The sequence below is a fragment of the Paraburkholderia sediminicola genome, from assembly GCF_046030555.1.
In the GTDB taxonomy this organism is placed as follows: domain Bacteria; phylum Pseudomonadota; class Gammaproteobacteria; order Burkholderiales; family Burkholderiaceae; genus Paraburkholderia; species Paraburkholderia sediminicola_E.
This window is the reverse complement of sequence record NZ_JAQQCH010000022.1, coordinates 1-17,360: the sequence shown is the minus strand read 5'-3', so window position 1 is coordinate 17,360 and position 17,360 is coordinate 1. Positions and strand designations below refer to the sequence as shown.

The following is a 17,360-nucleotide window of genomic DNA, read 5'->3' as shown; positions in this document are numbered from 1 at the left end:
TGCCACCGTGCTTTCAGCCGGGCTGGGACGCGAGGCGTGACGCGGCGATCACGCATCGCCACGCCGCGTCTTGTTCCGTGCTTTCGCGTCAGGCCAGTGTGCTTATTCGCTGCCGAGGTAGAAATACCGGAACAGAAAAATCGCTGCGATGATCCATACCACCAGTTTCACTTTGCGCGCCTGCCCGGTCAGCAGTTTCAGGCCGGCATACGAGATGAAGCCGAACGCGACGCCATTGGCGATCGAGTAGGTGAACGGCATCAACAGCGCGGTCAGCGCGGCCGGTACGACTTCGGTGGCGTCGTCCCACGGCAGATCGAGCATTTCGCGCAGCATCAGACACGATACGTACAGCAGGGCCGGCGCCGTCGCATAGCCGGGCACCACGCCTGCCAGCGGCGCGAAAAACAGCGCCAGGAGGAACAGCACGGCGACGGTGATCGCTGTCACGCCGGTGCGGCCGCCGGCCTGCACGCCCGACGCGCTTTCGATATACGCCGTGGTCGACGACGTGCCCAGCATCGAGCCGGCGAGAATCGCCGTGCTGTCGGCGAGCAGCGCGCGGTTCAGCCGAAACAGCTTGCCTTCGACCAGCAGCCCGGCGCGATTGGCCACGCCCATCAGCGTGCCGGTCGCGTCGAACAGTTCGACGAGGAAGAACACCAGGATCACGTTCAGCACGCCGCCGGAGAGCGCGCCGCGAATGTCGAGCTGGAACAGCGTCGGTGCAATCGACGGCGGCGCGGAGACGATGCCGTGAAACTGATTGCCGCCGAAGAAAAAGCTCAGCACCGTCACGCCGACAATGCCGATCAGGATCGCGCCGCGCACCCGCAGATAGTCGAGCGCGACGATCGCGAAGAAGCCGATCACGGCGAGGACCACATGCGGGTTGTGCAGGTCGCCGAGCGTGACGAGCGTGGCGGGATTGCCGACCACCACGCCGGCCGATTTGAGCGAAATGATCGCGAGAAAGAGGCCGATGCCTCCGGTAATCGCGATGCGTATCGAATGAGGAATACCGTTCACGATCACTTCGCGCACGCGAAACAGCGTGACGATCAGGAACAGGCAGCCGGAGATGAACACCGCGCCAAGCGCGGCTTGCCATGTGAAGCCCATGCCCTTCACAACGGTGTACGCGAAGTACGCATTCAGGCCCATGCCGGGCGCGAGCGCGATGGGGTAGTTGGCGTAGAGACCCATGATCAGCGAGGCCAGCGCGGCCACGATGCAGGTCGCGACGAACACCGCGTCTTTCGGCATGCCGGCGTCGCCGAGAATCGCCGGGTTGACGAAGATGATGTAGGCCATCGTCAGGAAGGTGGTGAGCCCGGCGAGCACCTCGGTGCGCAGGTTGGTGCCGGCGGCTTCGAAGCCGAAGTATCGTTTTATGGAGTCCATGAGGCGGGTCTCTCGTTGTTCAAAAAGCGTTTCTTGTGGTTGATACGGGCTATGCGCAGCAAATAAAAGGGCGACTGTGCCGTCCGACACGGCACCCGTCCGCCACGCGGCCAGGCCTACCGGCGGATTGTAATCATGATTGGTGGCGGCGAACCAACCGTATTGCGTGACTGTGGGGTTTGCTGAAGGGGCGAGATGATACCTTGCCTGCGCGCGCGGCGGAGCGGCAAGTGAATTTACGATGTTGTGGCGGGGGACGGTGGACTTTCGGGGGAGTGGGGAAAGACGGGGCCTGGCGCACCAGGCCCGAACGGGACTGATTACTGCGTCATGCTTGCGCCCATCTGCTGCGCCCGCCGCGCGGCGACGATGCGGCCCGCGCGTTGCGCGTTGTCCGGATAGTCGATCCAGTCGAGCGGATCGTAGCCGGCGGCGCGCCATTCGGCCAGATCGGCTTTCACCTGGGCACGCGTTAGCGGCGCCGATGGGTCGTAAGGCCGCGACGTCTGTGCAAACGCGGTGCTCATGCTCACGGCGGCTAACAGCGCGCCGAGTCCAACTAAAGAAGCGATTTTCATGATTGGCTCCCATGGAGCGGTTAAAAACGACCCCTAGATTTTAATTTTCGTAAGCATTTCGAGTAAGTCGATGAAAGGCAATGCACCGTTTCATCCTGTGATCCAAAGCGCCCCCAATTGAACCGGCACGATCCCCGGTTCAGGAGGCCGACGGCTTGCTGAAGCGGTCCAGCACCGCGCTCAGCAGATCGATCGGCAGCGGAAATACGATCGTCGAATTCTTGTCGGCGGCAATCGTCGTGAGGGTTTGCAGGTACCGCAACTGCATCGCCTGCGGTTGTTTCGAGAGCGTCTGCGCCGCTTCCAGCAGATGCTGCGAGGCCTGCAATTCGCCTTGTGCGTGAATCACCTTGGCGCGCCGTTCGCGCTCGGCCTCGGCCTGACGGGCGATCGCGCGGATCATCGTCTCGTTGATGTCAACATGCTTGATCTCGACGATCGACACCTTGATGCCCCACGCGTCGGTCTGCGAGTCCAGCACTTTCTGGATATCGGCGTTCAGCTGCTCGCGGTCGGCGAGCAGTTCGTCGAGTTCGTGCTTGCCGAGCACCGAGCGCAACGTGGTTTGCGACAACTGGCTGGTCGCATCGAAATAACGCGCCACCTGAATCACGGCTTTTTCCGGATCGACCACACGGAAGTACACCACCGCGTTGACCTTCACCGAAACGTTGTCGCGCGTAATCACGTCTTGCGGCGGCACGTCGAACACAACGGTGCGCAAATCCATGCGCACCGCCTGTTGCACGATCGGGATGATCAGAACCAAGCCCGGCCCCTTGACCTTCCAGAAGCGCCCGAGCATGAACACCACGCCGCGTTCGTACTCACGAAAAATCCGTATCGACGAAGCAATCAGTGCAGCCACCAGCAGAATCAGAATGCTGCTGAAACCAAATGTGAAGCCGATCATGAGCGTTCTCCTTGTTGTAGTGCTTCCGCGGGCACCACGGTCAGCGTCAGTCCGCGCCGCGCCGTGACGCGCACCGCGTGACCGGCCGCGACCGGAGCCGTGCTGGACACCCGCCAGCGTTCCCCCTGCACCTGAGCCCAGCCCGCCAGCGTGCCGCCCGCAGCCGCATTTCCTGGCAGCGGGCCATCGTCCGGCAACAGGCCACCGTCGAGCACGACGCCGAGACTGCCGATCAGCCCTTCCGAGCCGGTCACCACGGGCCGGCGTCGTGCCCGCAAGGCGAGTCTCGACACGCCGAATACAAACACCACACTGAACACGACCACGGCCGCGATCAGGGGGAGCGGAATGCCGTAGCCAGGCACGTCGGTATCGATCAGCATCAGTGCGCCGATCACGAACGCGACCACCCCGCCGAAGCCGAGCGAGCCGAAGGTCGGCAGAAACGCCTCGCCGATCAGGAATGCGATGCCGAGAAAGATCAGGCCGAGCCCGACGTAATTGACCGGCAGCATCTGCATCGCGAAGAGTCCCATCAGCAGACTGATGGCGCCGACCACGCCCGGCAGCACGAAGCCCGGATTGGCGAACTCGAAGAAGAGGCCGTACATGCCGATCATCAGCAGCACCAGCGCGACGTTCGGATCGGTGATGACCGCGAGGAACTGGCTGCGCCAGTCGGGTTCGAGCGTGACCACCGGTGCGTTCGCGGTGCTGAGCTTGACGTCGCCGCGGCTCGTGCTGATCGTGCGGCCGTCCACCTGGCGCAACAGGTCCGGAATGTCGCGCGCATTCAGATCGACCACGTGCTGCGCGAACGCTTCGCTGGCCGACAGGCTGACGGCCTCGCGCACGGCGCGCTCGGCCCAGTCGGCGTTGCGTCCGCGCATTTGCGCGAGGCCGCGGATGTAGGCGGCGGCGTCATGGACCTGCTTGCGCATTTCGGTGGATTGGGTGTCGAGCGGAAGGGCGGCGCTGGGCGCGCTGGCGGCGGGCGAACTGGCTGCGTTCGTCGTCGAGGGGGCTGAACGCGTCGAACTGGCTGAGTTCACCGAGCCGGCTGAGGCAGGCATTGCCGGTTCGCTCTTTTGGCCGCCAGCGCCGCCTCCGCCTCCCGTGCCCGGCAGGCCCGGCATACCGCCGCCGCCCGCAGGCGGCTCCGCACCGCCGATGCCCATCTGGATCGGCGTCGCCGCGCCGAGATTGGTGCCCGGGGCCATCGCCGCAATATGGCTGGCGTAGACGATATAGGTGCCGGCGCTCGCCGCCCGCGCGCCACTCGGGGCGATAAAGGTGGCGACCGGCACCGGCGAGCCGAGAATCGCCTTGATGATCTGCCGCATCGACGTATCCAGCCCGCCGGGCGTATCGAGTTGCAGCACCGCGAGTTGGGCACGATCGTCGGCGGCACGCTGCAGGCTGCGCACGATGAAGTCGGCGCTGGCCGGACTGATCGCTCCGCTCACGGGAATGACGACAACGCTATTCGGCGCGACGGCGGCCTCGGCGACCCACGCCCGCGGCGTGGTTTCGCACAACGCGAATCCAAATGCCAAAAGCACGCCGAACGCGGTCATGCCGCGCATCAACCGGCCCACGCCTGGGCTACGGATAAGCGCAGGGCGCGGACCAGACTGCCGGAACGGGAGACGTAAAAACGTGCTCATCGCTAACGGCTGCCGCGCCATGCCGACGGGTATCGGCGGGCGCGGGCCGATACCCCAAAAAAAGGCTGGCCTGCTCCTTACAGCTTAGTCCGATTCCGTGCGACGCGTGAAATCCGCACGCGCCGGCCGGTAATCGCTCGGCCGCATGCCGGTCCATTTGCGAAACGCGCGATGAAACGCGCTCGGTTCGGCGAAACCCACGGCGGTGGCGATGTCGGCGATCGTGCGGTCGGTATCCTGCAGTTCGCCGATGGCGATATCGCGCCGCAAGTCGTCCTTGATCGACTGATACGTATAGCCTTCCTGCTTCAGACGCCGCCGCATCGTCGCTTCAGCGACGTGCAGGCGCAGCGCCATCTGGTCGGCGGCGGGCCAGCCGGCCATTGGCAGCGCACGCAGCATCTTGCGCACGCGCGCGGCAAGCGAGCCGGGATTGCGGTACTTGACGATGAAGCTGCCGGGCGCATCGCGCAGGAACGGCTTGACCGACTTCGTGGTCTGGATCACCGGCAGCTCGAGAAACGCCGGCGACAGATCGACGTACGACCCGGCTTGATCGAACGTCATGTCGTCGCAGAACATCAGACGGTATTCATGCGCGGCGGGCGGTTCGGCGCAGCGAAAGCGCGCCTCGATCAATGGAATGCGCCGCCCGACCAGCCAGCACAGCAGCCCGTAGACGACGATGAAGTAGGTCGCATAAGCGAACATGGCCGGCGGCTTTGTGCCCTCACGTTCGACGAACCTGAGTCGCACCCGCTGCGCATCCGTCTCGATCTGCGCGCCAAGATCGTCCAGCACGAGCCGCATGAAGCCGACGGCCCGGGCGAGCGCCTGCGCGCCGTTACGCGCGCTCAGCGCCATCTGCGTCATCGCGATGAAGCTGCCGCTTTTCATACGATGCGAGTCCTGGCCGAAGAACTCGTCGTCCAACGCGCGGGCGATGCCGGCCCACAGCGCGCCATACTGCGCCGACGAGACCCGGCTTTTCGGTGACGCCAGCATCGTTGCCGCGATGCCGGCGGCTTCGGCGAGCGGCAGCGCCTCGAAACCGCGTGCCCGCGCCAAGGCCAGGGCCTCTTCGACCAGGCTGACGGAAATCGTGCCTCTGTCGTTCTTGAGGTTCTTCATGTTTTTAATGGCTGTCTGGCAAACGCGCTCAACATTTTCCTTGTGGCGATTCGCTAAGCCTTTGAAAACGCGGCTTGAGCGAAGGCTTCATGATACCGGTATGGCAAATGCGCTCAACCAGAATGATCGGGCTGAGCATCGAACCGGTCCGGCAGCTTCCCTACACTTGGCCTGAACCGATCGCGGGACACATCGCCCGGAGACACCACGGCGAGGCCGACCCTCCCCCGCGATGAGTCGCAGATAACGAGGCCGCGCCTCGCCGCCGCGACTCTGTGCACATAACAGGATCAAGCATGGACAGCTTCTACACCGACGAACAGCGGATGATCCGCGACGCCGCCCGCGACTTCGCCACGGAGCGCCTCGCGCCATACGCCGGGCAGTGGGATCGCGACGCCAGGCTGCCGGCGGAAGTCGTGACGCAAATGGGCGAGCTGGGTTTTCTCGGCATGATCGTGCCGTCCGAGTGGGGCGGCACCTATACCGACTACGTGGCCTATGCGCTCGCGCTCGAAGAGATCGCCGCGGGCTGCGCCGCCTGCGCCACGCTGATGAGCGTGCATAACTCGGTCGGCTGCGGGCCGATCCTGAACTTCGGCACCGACGCGCAAAAAGACCGCTATCTGCAAGACCTCGCCACGGGACGCCGCATCGGCGCGTTCTGCCTGACCGAGCCGCAAGCCGGCTCCGAGGCGAACAATCTGCGCACCCGCGCGGTGCTGCGCGATGGCAAGTGGATTCTCAACGGCAACAAGCAGTTCGTGACCAACGGGGCGCGTGCCAGCATCGCGATCGTGTTTGCTGTTACCGATCCTGATCGTGGCAAGCGCGGCCTGTCGGCTTTTATCGTGCCGACCGATACGCCGGGCTTTAACGTCGGCAAGCCCGAGCACAAGCTCGGCATTCGCGCATCGGACACCTGCCCGATCTCGCTTGACGATTGTACGGTGCCCGAAGCCAATCTGCTCGGCGAACCGGGCGAAGGCCTGCGTATCGCATTGTCGAATCTTGAGGGCGGCCGCATCGGTATAGCGGCGCAGGCGGTCGGTATCGCGCGAGCCGCGTTCGACGCCGCGCGTCTCTACGCGAACGAACGCATCCAGTTCGGCAAGGCGCTGAAGGACCATCAAACGATTGCCAACATGCTCGCCGACATGGCGACCCGTCTGAACGCCGCGCGTCTGCTCGTGCATCACGCGGCGCGGCTGCGCACGGCGGGCAGGCCGTGTTTGTCCGAGGCGTCGCAGGCCAAGCTGTTTGCCTCGGAACTCGCCGAGGAAATCTGCTCGAATGCGATCCAGATTCACGGCGGCTATGGCTATCTCGAGGACTATGCGGTGGAGCGCCATTATCGCGACGCCCGCATCACGCAGATTTACGAAGGAACCAGCGAAGTGCAGCGGATGGTTATCGCACGCCACGTTTAAACGCAAGTTAGACGGCGTTTGAGCGCAAAATAGCCTGCCGGTCAGGCAAAAGCAGAGGCAAAAAACAGAGCGCGTACCGCGCCATTAGCATGGGATCGAAGTAAGCGCTAAAGCGCCAACTCCGATCGACTGCGGTGCATGGGATCGAAGTAAGCGCTAAAGCGCCAACTCCGATCGACATAGGAGACGACAATGACTGTAGCGAAGGGCTTTCTCGAAGCGCGTGACCTGTTATTGCGCCATCGAACCGATTACGACCGCGCTTACCGCGAATTCGTGTGGCCGGCGCCAGGGGAGTTCAACTGGGCGCTCGATTACTTCGACGTGATCGCGCGAGATAACGACAACCCGGCGTTGTGGATCGTCGACGATCCGGCAAGCGACGGTTTGCGCCTCTCCTACGCGCAAATGTCAGAGCGCTCGTCGCGCATGGCGAACTTCCTGCGCAGCCTCGGGGTGGGGCGCGGCGACCGTTTATTGCTGATGCTGCCGAACCGCGTCGAACTGTGGGACGTGATGCTCGCGGCCATGAAGCTCGGTGCAATCGTCCTGCCGGCCACTACCCAGCTTTCCGCCGACGACGTGCGCGACCGCGTGCAGATCGGTGGCGCGACTTTCGTCGTGGTCGATAGCGCGGAGCTGGCCAAGTTCGACGCACTCGACGTGCCGCTCACACGCATCTCGGTCGGCGCACCGCGCGACGGCTGGATCGATCTTGCCGCAGGCTATGACGCTTCGCCGCAATTCACGTCGGACGGCGTCACCCAGTCCACCGATCCACTGCTGCTGTATTTCACATCGGGCACCACGTCCAAGCCGAAGCTGGTCGAGCACACGCACCAGAGTTACCCGGTCGGCCATCTGTCGACGATGTACTGGATCGGTCTTCAACCCAACGACATCCATTGGAACATCAGTTCGCCGGGCTGGGCCAAGCACGCATGGAGTTGCTTCTACGCGCCGTGGAATGCGCAGGCCTGCGTGTTCGTTTTCAACTTTCCGCGCTTCGTGCCGAAAGACACGCTCGATGTGCTGGTGCGTTTCAACGTCACTACACTATGCGCACCGCCGACCGTCTGGCGCATGCTCGTGCAGGAGCATCTCACCGACTATCCAGTGAAGCTGCGCGAGATCGTTGGCGCGGGCGAGCCGTTGAATCCGGAGATTATCGAACGCGTCAAGCATGCGTGGGGTATCACGATTCGTGACGGGTTCGGCCAGACCGAAACGACCTGCCAGATCGGCAACCCGCCGGGGCAACCGGTGGTGCCGGGTTCAATGGGCCGGCCGCTACCGGGCTACACAATCGCGCTCCTCGATGCCGACGATCAACCCGTCACCGAAGGCGAAATCTCGCTGCCTTTAGCCGAACGCCCGCTCGGCCTGATGACCGGCTACGCGAACAACGCCAATGCCACCGCACAAGCCATGCGCAACGGGTTCTACCACACCTCGGATGTCGCGCTGCGCCGAGATGACGGCTACTACGTCTACGTGGGCCGCGCCGACGACGTTTTCAAATCGTCCGATTACCGGCTGAGTCCATTCGAACTCGAAAGCGTGCTGATCGAACACGAAGCGATCGGCGAAGCAGCCGTGGTGCCGAGTGCCGATGCGCTGCGTTTGTCCGTGCCCAAAGCATTCGTCACGGTGCGCCAGGGTTACGAAGCGGGCCCCGAACTCGCTCGCGCGGTCTTCGCGTTCTCGCGCGAAAAACTCGCACCGTACAAGCGGATTCGCCGCCTGCAATTCAGCGAATTACCGAAAACCATCTCCGGCAAGATTCGCCGCGTTGAATTGCGACGCCGCGAAATGGAACGCGAGGCTGAGCCCGCGCGTCTGCCCGGCGAGTATTGGGAAGAGGACTTCCCCGATCTGCGTTGATTATTTTTATTCCCAGTCACTGTCCGGCCGCCACGCGCGACCACTACAGGAGTTCCAGCATGAACGCAATTGCTTCGAACAATGCCGCCACCGTCAAACTGCTGATCAATGGCGAGTTCGTCGAATCCAAAACCACCGAATGGCGCGACATCGTCAACCCGGCGACGCAAGAAGTGCTCGCACGCGTGCCGTTCGCCACCGCCGATGAAGTGAACGAAGCGATCCGCTCGGCACACACCGCGTTCAAGACGTGGAAGGACACGCCGATCGGCGCGCGCATGCGCATCATGCTGAAGTACCAGGCGCTGATTCGCGAGCATTCGCCGCGCATCGCAAAAACCTTGAGCGCCGAGCAAGGCAAGACGATTCCTGACGCGGAAGGCGATATCTTCCGCGGCCTCGAAGTGGTCGAGCACGCGTGTTCGATCGGTACCCTGCAGCAGGGGGAATTCGCCGAGAACGTCGCAGGCGGCGTGGATACCTACACGCTGCGTCAGCCGATCGGTGTATGCGCCGGCATCACGCCGTTCAATTTTCCCGCGATGATCCCGCTGTGGATGTTCCCGATGGCGATCGTCTGCGGCAATACGTTCGTGCTGAAGCCTTCCGAGCAGGATCCGCTGTCGACCATGCAACTGGTCGAACTGGCGCTTGAAGCCGGCGTGCCGAAGGGCGTGCTGAATGTCGTGCACGGCGGCAAGGACGTGGTCGACGCGCTCTGCACACACGATCTGGTGAAAGCGATTTCGTTCGTTGGCTCGACGGCGGTCGGCACGCATGTTTATCGCCTCGGCAGTGAACACGGCAAGCGCGTGCAATCGATGATGGGCGCCAAGAATCACGCGGTCGTGCTGCCCGATGCGAATCGCGAGCAGACTTTGAATGCGCTGGCGGGTGCCGGTTTCGGCGCAGCAGGACAGCGTTGCATGGCGACTTCCGTGGTTGTGCTGGTCGGCGCGGCGCAGCAATGGCTGCCTGATCTGGTCGCAAAGGCCAGGACGCTCAAGGTCAACGCGGGTAACGAACCGAAAACGGATATCGGCCCGGTGGTCTCACGCGCGGCGAAGCAGCGCATTCTCGGCCTGATCGAAACAGGCGTGAAAGAGGGCGCCACGCTGGCGCTCGATGGCCGCGACGTGAAGGTTCCAGGCTATGAGCAAGGCAACTTCATCGGCCCGACGGTCTTCACCGACGTCACCACCGAGATGGAAATCTACCGCCAGGAAATCTTCGGCCCGGTACTGGTGGTGCTGAATGTCGCGACACTCGATGATGCGATCGCGCTCGTCAACAGCAACCCGTTCGGCAACGGCGTGGGTCTCTTCACGCAAAGCGGCGCCGCGGCACGCAAATTCCAGAGCGAGATCGACATCGGCCAGGTCGGCATTAACATTCCGATTCCGGTGCCTGTGCCGTCCTTCAGCTTTACCGGTTCGCGCGGCTCGAAACTCGGCGACCTCGGCCCTTATGGCAAACAGGTCGTGCAGTTCTACACGCAGACCAAAACCGTTACCGCGCGCTGGTTCGACGACGACACCGTCAATGACGGCGTCAACACGACCATCAGCCTGCGCTGAGTCCACGGTGTATTGCTTTGCATGGGATAGGAGACGACATCATGAAAATTGGCTTTATCGGACTCGGCAATATGGGCGCGCCGATGGCGCTCAACCTGCTCAAGGCGGGCCACGCGGTCAACGTATTCGACCTCAACGCGCAGGCCGTGCAGTCACTCGTCGACGCGGGTGCCAAAGCGGCAGCTTCGCCGAAAGCCGCGGTGACCGATGTCGAATGTGTGGTGACGATGCTGCCCGCCGCCGCGCACGTGCGCAGCGTGCTGACCGCGGATGACGGTGTTTTCGCCGGCATCGCGAAAGGCGTGACGATCATCGATTCGAGCACGATCGACCCGGCAAGCGTGAAGGCATTCGCTGAGCTTGCTTTGCAACACGGCAACACCTTCGTCGACGCACCCGTCTCGGGCGGCACCGGCGGCGCGGCGGCGGGCACGCTGACCTTCATGGTCGGCGGCAGCGCGAGCGCGTACGAGCAGGTCAAGCCGGTGTTGTCGGCGATGGGCAAGAACATCGTGCATTGCGGCGAGACCGGCACCGGTCAGGTCGCGAAGATCTGCAACAACCTCGTGCTCGGCATCACGATGGCGGGCGTGGCCGAGGCGATGTCGTTGGGTGAGGCGCTCGGCATCGACCCGAAAGTGCTGGGCGGCATCATCAATACGTCGACGGGCCGTTGCTGGAGTTCGGACACGTATAACCCGATGCCTGGCGTGATCGAAACCGCGCCGTCCACGCGCGGTTATACCGGCGGCTTCGGCACCGATCTGATGCTCAAGGACCTGGGCCTCGCCACCGACGCCGCGAAATTCGCGCGTCAACCGGTGTATCTCGGCGCCTTGGCCCAGCAGCTTTATCAGACGATGAGCACGAAGGGCGCGGGACGTCTGGACTTCTCGGCGGTGATCAAGCTCTATCGTCAGGACAGCAAGGACAGCAAAGACGCCAAGGGCGGAGACGCGTCATGATCGAACTCGACTACGCACACGACGGCGCCGTCGCGCTGCTGACGCTCAAGCGGCCGCCTGCAAATGCGTTCACCCCGGATGGCTTGCTGATGTTGCAGGAGACCGTCGAAAGTCTGAACGGCGAAGCGCGCGTGCGGGCCATCGTGATCACGGGCGACGGCCCCAAGTTCTTCAGTGCGGGCGCCGACCTGAATACATTCGCCGACGGCAACCGCGAAGTCGCGCGCACGGCGGCGACGCGCTTTGGCACGGCCTTCGAGACCTTGCAGAACGCGCGGCCGGTGGTGATCGCCGCGATCAACGGCTATGCGATGGGGGGTGGGCTCGAATGCGCGCTGGCCTGCGATATCCGCATTGCCGAGCAACACGCATTGATGGCTCTGCCTGAAACGGCGGTGGGCTTGCTGCCGTGCGGCTGCGGCACGCAGACGTTGCCGTGGCTGGTCGGCGAAGGCTGGGCCAAGCGAATGATTCTGACCGGTGAACGCGTCGATGCAGCGACCGCATTGCGTATCGGTCTGGTCGAAGAGGTGGTGGAAAAAGGCGCGGCGCGCGAGGCAGCACTGACGATGGCGGCGCGCGTCGCGACATTGAGCCCACAAGCGGTTGGTTTCAGCAAGACGCTGATTCACCAGGGCCGCAACGGCGTGCCGCGCGCGGCGGCCCTGGCGGTGGAGCGGGAACGCTTTGTCGATCTGTTCGACGGCGCCGATCAGCGCGAAGGCGTCAATGCATTCCTCGAGAAGCGGGCGCCTCGCTGGCAGGTGACGCAAGCTGGACAGGCAGGGAACGCTGAGCAGGAGACCCGTTGATGAGCGCCTTGCAGAGCGTCCGACTCGATGCGAGCGTGGAAGCGGAGCGCGAGATTCTGTTTCGCGTCGTCAACCGTGTGGCGATCATCACGCTGAACCGGCCGGCCGCGCTCAATGCGCTATCGCATGCGATGGTGCGTGAGCTTGCCATACTGGTCGAACACTGCCGTACCGATGACGGCATCGTCGCCCTCGTGCTGAAAGGCGCGGGCACCAAGGGTTTTTGCGCCGGCGGCGACGTACGCGAAGTGCACCGGCTCGTGAAAAATGGCGACAACCGGTGGCTGGCATTCTTCGTCGACGAATACCGGCTCGACTATGCGCTGCACACGTTTCCGAAGCCGGTGGTCGCCTTGCTCGACGGCATCTCGATGGGCGGCGGCATGGGGCTCGGTCAGGCGGCGCGGCTGCGCATCGTCACGGAACGCAGCAAGATCGCGATGCCGGAGACGCGTATCGGTTTTCTGCCGGACGTCGGCGCAACGCGTTTCCTGAGCGTGATGCCGACGGAGATCGAACTGTACGTCGGGCTCACGGGCGTGACCTTATCCGGCGCCGATGCGCTGCGCCTGCTACTGGCGGACGTGTGTGTGCCGGCGGAGTGGCTTGCCACGTTCGAGGAGCGCCTGCAGCGCATGTCGCATGCGGGGGACCTGATGGCGGCATTGCGCGGGGTGTTCGAACCGCCGTGCAACATCATTCCGCATGCTGCATTGGGGCCGTATACCCAGTTGATCCTGAGACATTTCGACCGGCGCTCGAGCATCGAGCGGATCGTCGCAACATTGCGCCACGATCTGGAGCGCGAGCCGCCGCGCGAGGTGAAGCAATGGCTGCAAGCCGCCTACGACGCGATGACCGGGCACTCGCCCACGATGCTGTACGTCACGCGCGAGGCGCTGCTGCGCGGCCGGCAGATGACCTTGGCCGAGTGCTTCCGGATGGAGTTGGGCATCGTCAAGCGGGTGATCGAGGAGGGCGATTTCTGCGAAGGCGTGCGGGCGCAGCTGATCGACAAGGATCGCAAAAGCCGGTGGGCGCCCGCGGCGCTCGCGGAAGTGCGGCCGGAGCGCGTCCGGCATTTTCTGGTGTCGCCGTGGAAGAGGGAAACACATCCGCTGTCCGCATTGGGCGCCGAAGCAGGCTGATGTAACCCGCGCCTGCCACGCCGTATGACGCGGCGGCGGGCGCTTGTCGCCGCCAGGGCCCCTGCACCTGGTGCAAGTGCACCAGAACGCCTGGTGCATTGGCTATTGGCGCGGCGGCGCGATTTGGTCCATTCTGCGGTCTGGACAGGCTCTCGTGTGCGCCCCTCGCGCGCCAATATAATAATGACCGCAACAGCTCCCGCCGCCCCCTCGCCACCGGTGCAATCCAACGGTTCAGACGATCCCCAGCCGCCCGTCGACGACAAGGTGCTGCGTACGCAGACTGACCGTCGCCAGTTACAGCAGATCATCACAGGGCTGACCGAGGGCGTGATCCTCATCGAGCCGGACCAGACCATCGTCTGGGCGAACCAGGCCGCGTTGGAGATGCACGGCATTGCCGAAGTCGCGCAACTGGGTGCGGATGTCACTGAATATCGCGAGCGCTTCCGGCTGCGTTACCGCAACAACCATCCGCTGCCCGAAGGCAGTTATCCGATTGAACGTGTGGTGGCGGGCGAGTGTTTCAGCGACGTGGTGGTCGAGGTCTTCCCGGCCCATGACGAAGAGGTGAACTGGGTGCATCGTGTGCGCAGCCTCGTGCTGACTAACGCCCGCGGCGAGCCCGATTGTCTTGCGCTGATCCTGCACGACGCGAGCGAGTGGGCGAGCGCCGAGAAGCGCTTCGAAAAGACCTTCAACGCCAATCCCGCGCCGGCCGTCATCTGCCGCCTCAGCGATCAGCGCTATATCAAGGTCAATCAGGGCTTTCTGGAGATGACCGGCTATGTGCGCGAGGACGTGATCGGCCGCTCAGTGTACGAGCTCGACGTTTTTGAAGGCGCGGAGAAGCGTGAACTCGCCATCGAACGGCTCAGCGAAGGTTCGACCATTCCGCAGATGGAAGCGCTGCTGCGCCTCCCCGAAGGCGGCAATAAGTTCGTGGTGGTGGCGGGCCAGCCGATCGATATCGGCGAAGAAGCCTGCATGCTGTTCACCTTCATGGACCTCGAACCGCGCAAACGCGCCGAGAGCGCGCTGCGGCAGAGCGAGGAGCGTTTCGCGAAGTCGTTCCGGATGACGCCGGTGCCCACCGCGCTGTTCGTCGCCGGCGATTACATGACGCTCGATATCAACGACGCCTTCACTGCGACCACCGGTTTCTCCTCCGAAGAGCTGCTGGGCAAGCAGCTCGATCAGAGCGGCCTGTGGCACGGCGACGCGTGCGCGCGGATCAGCGAAGCGCTGGCCGGCTCCGGCAGTCTGCGTAACGTCGAATTCCAGGTGAACAATCACGCGGGCGACGTGCTGAACTGTTTGGTGTCGGCCGAAGCGGTCAGCATCCACGGCAAGGACTGCGTGCTGATGACCCTGCTCGACATTACCGAGCGCAAGCGCTCCGAAATGGAACTGGTGACGGCGATCGAAACCGTCATGCAGGACGCCTCCTGGTTCAGCCAGACACTGATCGAAAAGCTCGTCAACGTGCGGCGCGCGAACGCGCCCGACGTCGGGGGCCATTTCGCGGATCTGACCGCGCGTGAGCGGGATGTGTTTTCCTGCCTGTGCGCCGGCCTCGCGGACAAGGAGATCGCCAGAGAGCTGGGCCTCGCGCCGAACACGGTGCGTAATCACGTCGCTACGATCTACGCCAAGCTCGATGTGCATAGCCGGAGCGAGGCGATCGTGTGGGCGCAGACGCGTGGTCATTTTGGCCTCACACCCGCCAAAGCGCCGCGCCGCAAGGGTTCCAGGACGCCCTAGGCGGTTTTGTCCCGCATGTTCCCGACGGGGCGCGCGGCCGGGAACGAACCGTGCTGCAGAGCTTCGGCCGAGCCGGCGCGACAGGCATCGAAGCCGGCTGATCCGCCGGTTCAGACGCGGTGACGTGCGGTTCAAATGCACCAGGCGATCCGGTGCATTCGCGCCTGTCGGCGGGGACGGTGAACCGGGACACTGAAATCCTGCGTCGAGTGTCGGTATGAAAGGGCTCAGGCCCCTCAGGCATTGCGCGCTCGACGTCTTTTGTGTGCAACTCCAGCTTTCAAGGAAATCATCATGGACAAGAATCGGGTCGAAGGTGCAGCGAAACAGGTCAAGGGCTCCGTGAAGGAAGCGATCGGCAAGGTCACCGGCAATCGGACGACTCAGGTCGAGGGCGCGGCCGAAAAGCTGGCTGGCAAGGTGCAGTCTAAAGTCGGCGAAACGGCGGATGCGGTCCGCGATCGCGTGAAGCGCTAACGGATCAGCCACGAAGCAACAGCCGCAAGACGCCGGCTACGGCCGGCGACCGCTTGCTCATTCTGTTCAAGGAGAACATCGATGAATTCAAATCAGCTCGAAGGAACCGTGAAAGATGCGGCAGGCAAGGTGCAGGACGCCGTCGGTGGCTTGACGGGCGACGTCGACCTTCAGGCCGAGGGCAAGGTCCGTCAGCTTGCCGGCAAGGCGCAGGCGAAGTACGGCGATAGCGTCGACCACGTCGCCGAGACTGCCCGCAACAATCCCATCGGCGCGCTGTTGATCGCGGTCGGCGTCGGATTTCTGCTGGGCAAGCTGATGTAAGTCCGCGGCGCCAGGACGCCTGGTGCATCGCCTACCGGTGCGTGAGGCGCGTCTCTTTAGCCCTGCGGGCGCCTTAGTTGTCCGATGATCCCGGCGCGTCCGAAGCGCCGGATCTCATCGTCTGTTCGAGGAAAGTTCATGCTGGGATTCGACGTCTCTACAGCCCGGAAAGTCTGGACTGCGTTTCTGATTGCACTTCTGCTGTTCATTCTCTATACCGCGTCGTCCACCTTGCTGGTGGTCGTGTTCGCGGTCTTCTTCAGCTATCTGATTTACCCGATGGTCGATCTTGTCGACCGCTTCCGGCCGCGCCGCGTGCCGCGGGTTGCATCGATTGCGCTGGTGTTCGTCGTGGTGGTCGCGGTGATCGCAGTGGCGGGGTCGCTATTCGGCGTGCAATTGCAGGATCAGGCTACGCATCTGTTCGCGCAGCTGCCTGAATTGATGAAGTCCGACGTGCCCAATCGCTTTCCGCTGCCGCATTTTCTTGAGCCGTTGCGCGAAAGGATTGTGGATTTCGTGCGCGGCCAGATTGAGACGGGTTCCGATAAGGCCGTGCCGATGGCGCGCAGTGTCGGGCTCGGCGTGATGCATGCCGCGAGCAATCTGATTTACCTCGTGCTGATTCCGATTTTGAGCTTCATGCTGATCAAGGAAGGTCCGCGGATGCGCGATGCGTTTCTTGATGTGCTGACGGACCGGCATCGCGTGTTGTGGGCCGGGATCGTCACGGATCTGAATGTGCTTTTGTCCAAGTATGTGCGGGCGTTGCTGTTTTTGTCGCTTGCGACGTTGATCTGTTATGGGGTGGTTTTTTCGTTGCTTGGCGTGCCGTATGCGTTTTTGCTGGCGGTGAGCACAGCGCTGCTGGAGTTTGTGCCGTTTGCCGGGCCCTTGGGCGCCATTGCTATTACGCTTGTGGTGGCTGTTTTTAGTGGCTATTCACATCTGCTTTGGCTGGTGATTTTTATCGCGCTGTATCGGTTGTTTCAGGATTATGTGTTGAATCCTTATCTGATGAGTGAAGGTGTTGAGGTGAGTCCTTTTCTTGTTATTGTGGGGTTGCTGGCTGGGGATCAGATTGGGGGTGTGGTGGGGATTTTTCTGGCCGTGCCGGTGATTGCTATGTTGAAGGTTATTATTGGCCGGGCCAGGGGGTTTTATGCGTCTTCGCGGGGGGACGGTGCGCGGCGGGCTTTGACTGCGGATGCTGATTAGGGTGGGTTTTGGGTTTTCTTCTATGGGTATCGAGGGTGGCTTTTTCTATTTTTATCGGTCTATTCGTG

The 17,360-nt window shown here is 63.1% G+C and carries 15 protein-coding genes; 10 read left to right on the top strand and 5 right to left on the bottom strand.

Going from position 1 to position 17,360, the window contains the following annotated elements:
- Nucleotides 1–102: 102 nt before the first annotated feature.
- The 5 genes from PQQ52_RS26425 to PQQ52_RS26405 all read right to left on the bottom strand — a co-directional run bounded on the left by PQQ52_RS26425 (nt 103) and on the right by PQQ52_RS26405 (nt 5,693).
- Nucleotides 103–1,404: an NCS2 family permease gene (locus PQQ52_RS26425; RefSeq protein WP_408217901.1), complete on the bottom strand. Its 1,302-nt coding sequence runs from the start codon at nt 1,402–1,404 to the stop codon at nt 103–105.
- 320 nt (nt 1,405–1,724) lie between these two features.
- Nucleotides 1,725–1,982, bottom strand: coding sequence for a DUF4148 domain-containing protein (locus PQQ52_RS26420; protein WP_408217899.1), 258 nt, complete (start codon nt 1,980–1,982; stop codon nt 1,725–1,727).
- 139 nt (nt 1,983–2,121) lie between these two features.
- Nucleotides 2,122–2,895, bottom strand: a complete 774-nt coding sequence (locus PQQ52_RS26415; RefSeq protein ID WP_408217896.1) for a slipin family protein — start codon at nt 2,893–2,895, stop codon at nt 2,122–2,124.
- The gene (locus PQQ52_RS26410; RefSeq protein WP_408217893.1) at nt 2,892–4,562 is read right to left on the bottom strand and encodes an NfeD family protein; all 1,671 of its coding nucleotides are present in this window, start codon (nt 4,560–4,562) and stop codon (nt 2,892–2,894) included. The genes PQQ52_RS26415 and PQQ52_RS26410 overlap by 4 nt, the downstream gene beginning before the upstream one ends.
- Nucleotides 4,563–4,646: 84 nt before the next feature.
- Complete coding sequence (locus PQQ52_RS26405; protein ID WP_408217890.1) at nt 4,647–5,693, bottom strand: AraC family transcriptional regulator; 1,047 nt, start codon at nt 5,691–5,693, stop codon at nt 4,647–4,649.
- A gap of 296 nt (nt 5,694–5,989) precedes the next feature.
- Between PQQ52_RS26405 and PQQ52_RS26400 the strand changes: the two genes are divergently transcribed.
- From PQQ52_RS26400 to PQQ52_RS26355, 10 genes are all read left to right on the top strand, one after another.
- Nucleotides 5,990–7,123, top strand: coding sequence for an acyl-CoA dehydrogenase (locus PQQ52_RS26400; protein ID WP_408217887.1), 1,134 nt, complete (start codon nt 5,990–5,992; stop codon nt 7,121–7,123).
- Between the two features lie 192 nt (nt 7,124–7,315).
- Complete coding sequence (locus tag PQQ52_RS26395) at nt 7,316–9,007, top strand: AMP-binding protein (RefSeq protein ID WP_408217884.1); 1,692 nt, start codon at nt 7,316–7,318, stop codon at nt 9,005–9,007.
- 59 nt (nt 9,008–9,066) lie between these two features.
- Nucleotides 9,067–10,584, top strand: a complete 1,518-nt coding sequence (locus PQQ52_RS26390) for a CoA-acylating methylmalonate-semialdehyde dehydrogenase (RefSeq protein WP_408217881.1) — start codon at nt 9,067–9,069, stop codon at nt 10,582–10,584.
- A gap of 41 nt (nt 10,585–10,625) precedes the next feature.
- Complete coding sequence (gene mmsB / locus PQQ52_RS26385) at nt 10,626–11,549, top strand: 3-hydroxyisobutyrate dehydrogenase (RefSeq protein ID WP_408217879.1); 924 nt, start codon at nt 10,626–10,628, stop codon at nt 11,547–11,549.
- Nucleotides 11,546–12,361, top strand: a complete 816-nt coding sequence (locus PQQ52_RS26380; protein WP_408217876.1) for an enoyl-CoA hydratase — start codon at nt 11,546–11,548, stop codon at nt 12,359–12,361. The genes mmsB and PQQ52_RS26380 overlap by 4 nt, the downstream gene beginning before the upstream one ends.
- A complete protein-coding gene (locus PQQ52_RS26375; RefSeq protein ID WP_408217873.1) occupies nt 12,361–13,509 on the top strand; it encodes an enoyl-CoA hydratase/isomerase family protein in 1,149 nt (382 codons plus the stop codon). The genes PQQ52_RS26380 and PQQ52_RS26375 overlap by 1 nt, the downstream gene beginning before the upstream one ends.
- Before the next feature lie 24 nt (nt 13,510–13,533).
- Entirely contained in the window at nt 13,534–15,273 is a 1,740-nt protein-coding gene (locus tag PQQ52_RS26370) for a PAS domain S-box protein (protein ID WP_408217870.1), read from the top strand.
- Between the two features lie 294 nt (nt 15,274–15,567).
- Nucleotides 15,568–15,750 carry a CsbD family protein gene (locus PQQ52_RS26365; RefSeq protein WP_408217867.1) on the top strand — a complete coding sequence of 61 codons (183 nt, stop codon included), beginning with the start codon at nt 15,568–15,570 and terminating at the stop codon, nt 15,748–15,750.
- An 81-nt stretch (nt 15,751–15,831) separates the two neighbouring features.
- Nucleotides 15,832–16,074, top strand: a complete 243-nt coding sequence (locus tag PQQ52_RS26360; protein WP_105506373.1) for a CsbD family protein — start codon at nt 15,832–15,834, stop codon at nt 16,072–16,074.
- Between the two features lie 138 nt (nt 16,075–16,212).
- A complete protein-coding gene (locus PQQ52_RS26355) occupies nt 16,213–17,292 on the top strand; it encodes an AI-2E family transporter (protein ID WP_408217864.1) in 1,080 nt (359 codons plus the stop codon).
- Nucleotides 17,293–17,360 lie beyond the last annotated feature (68 nt).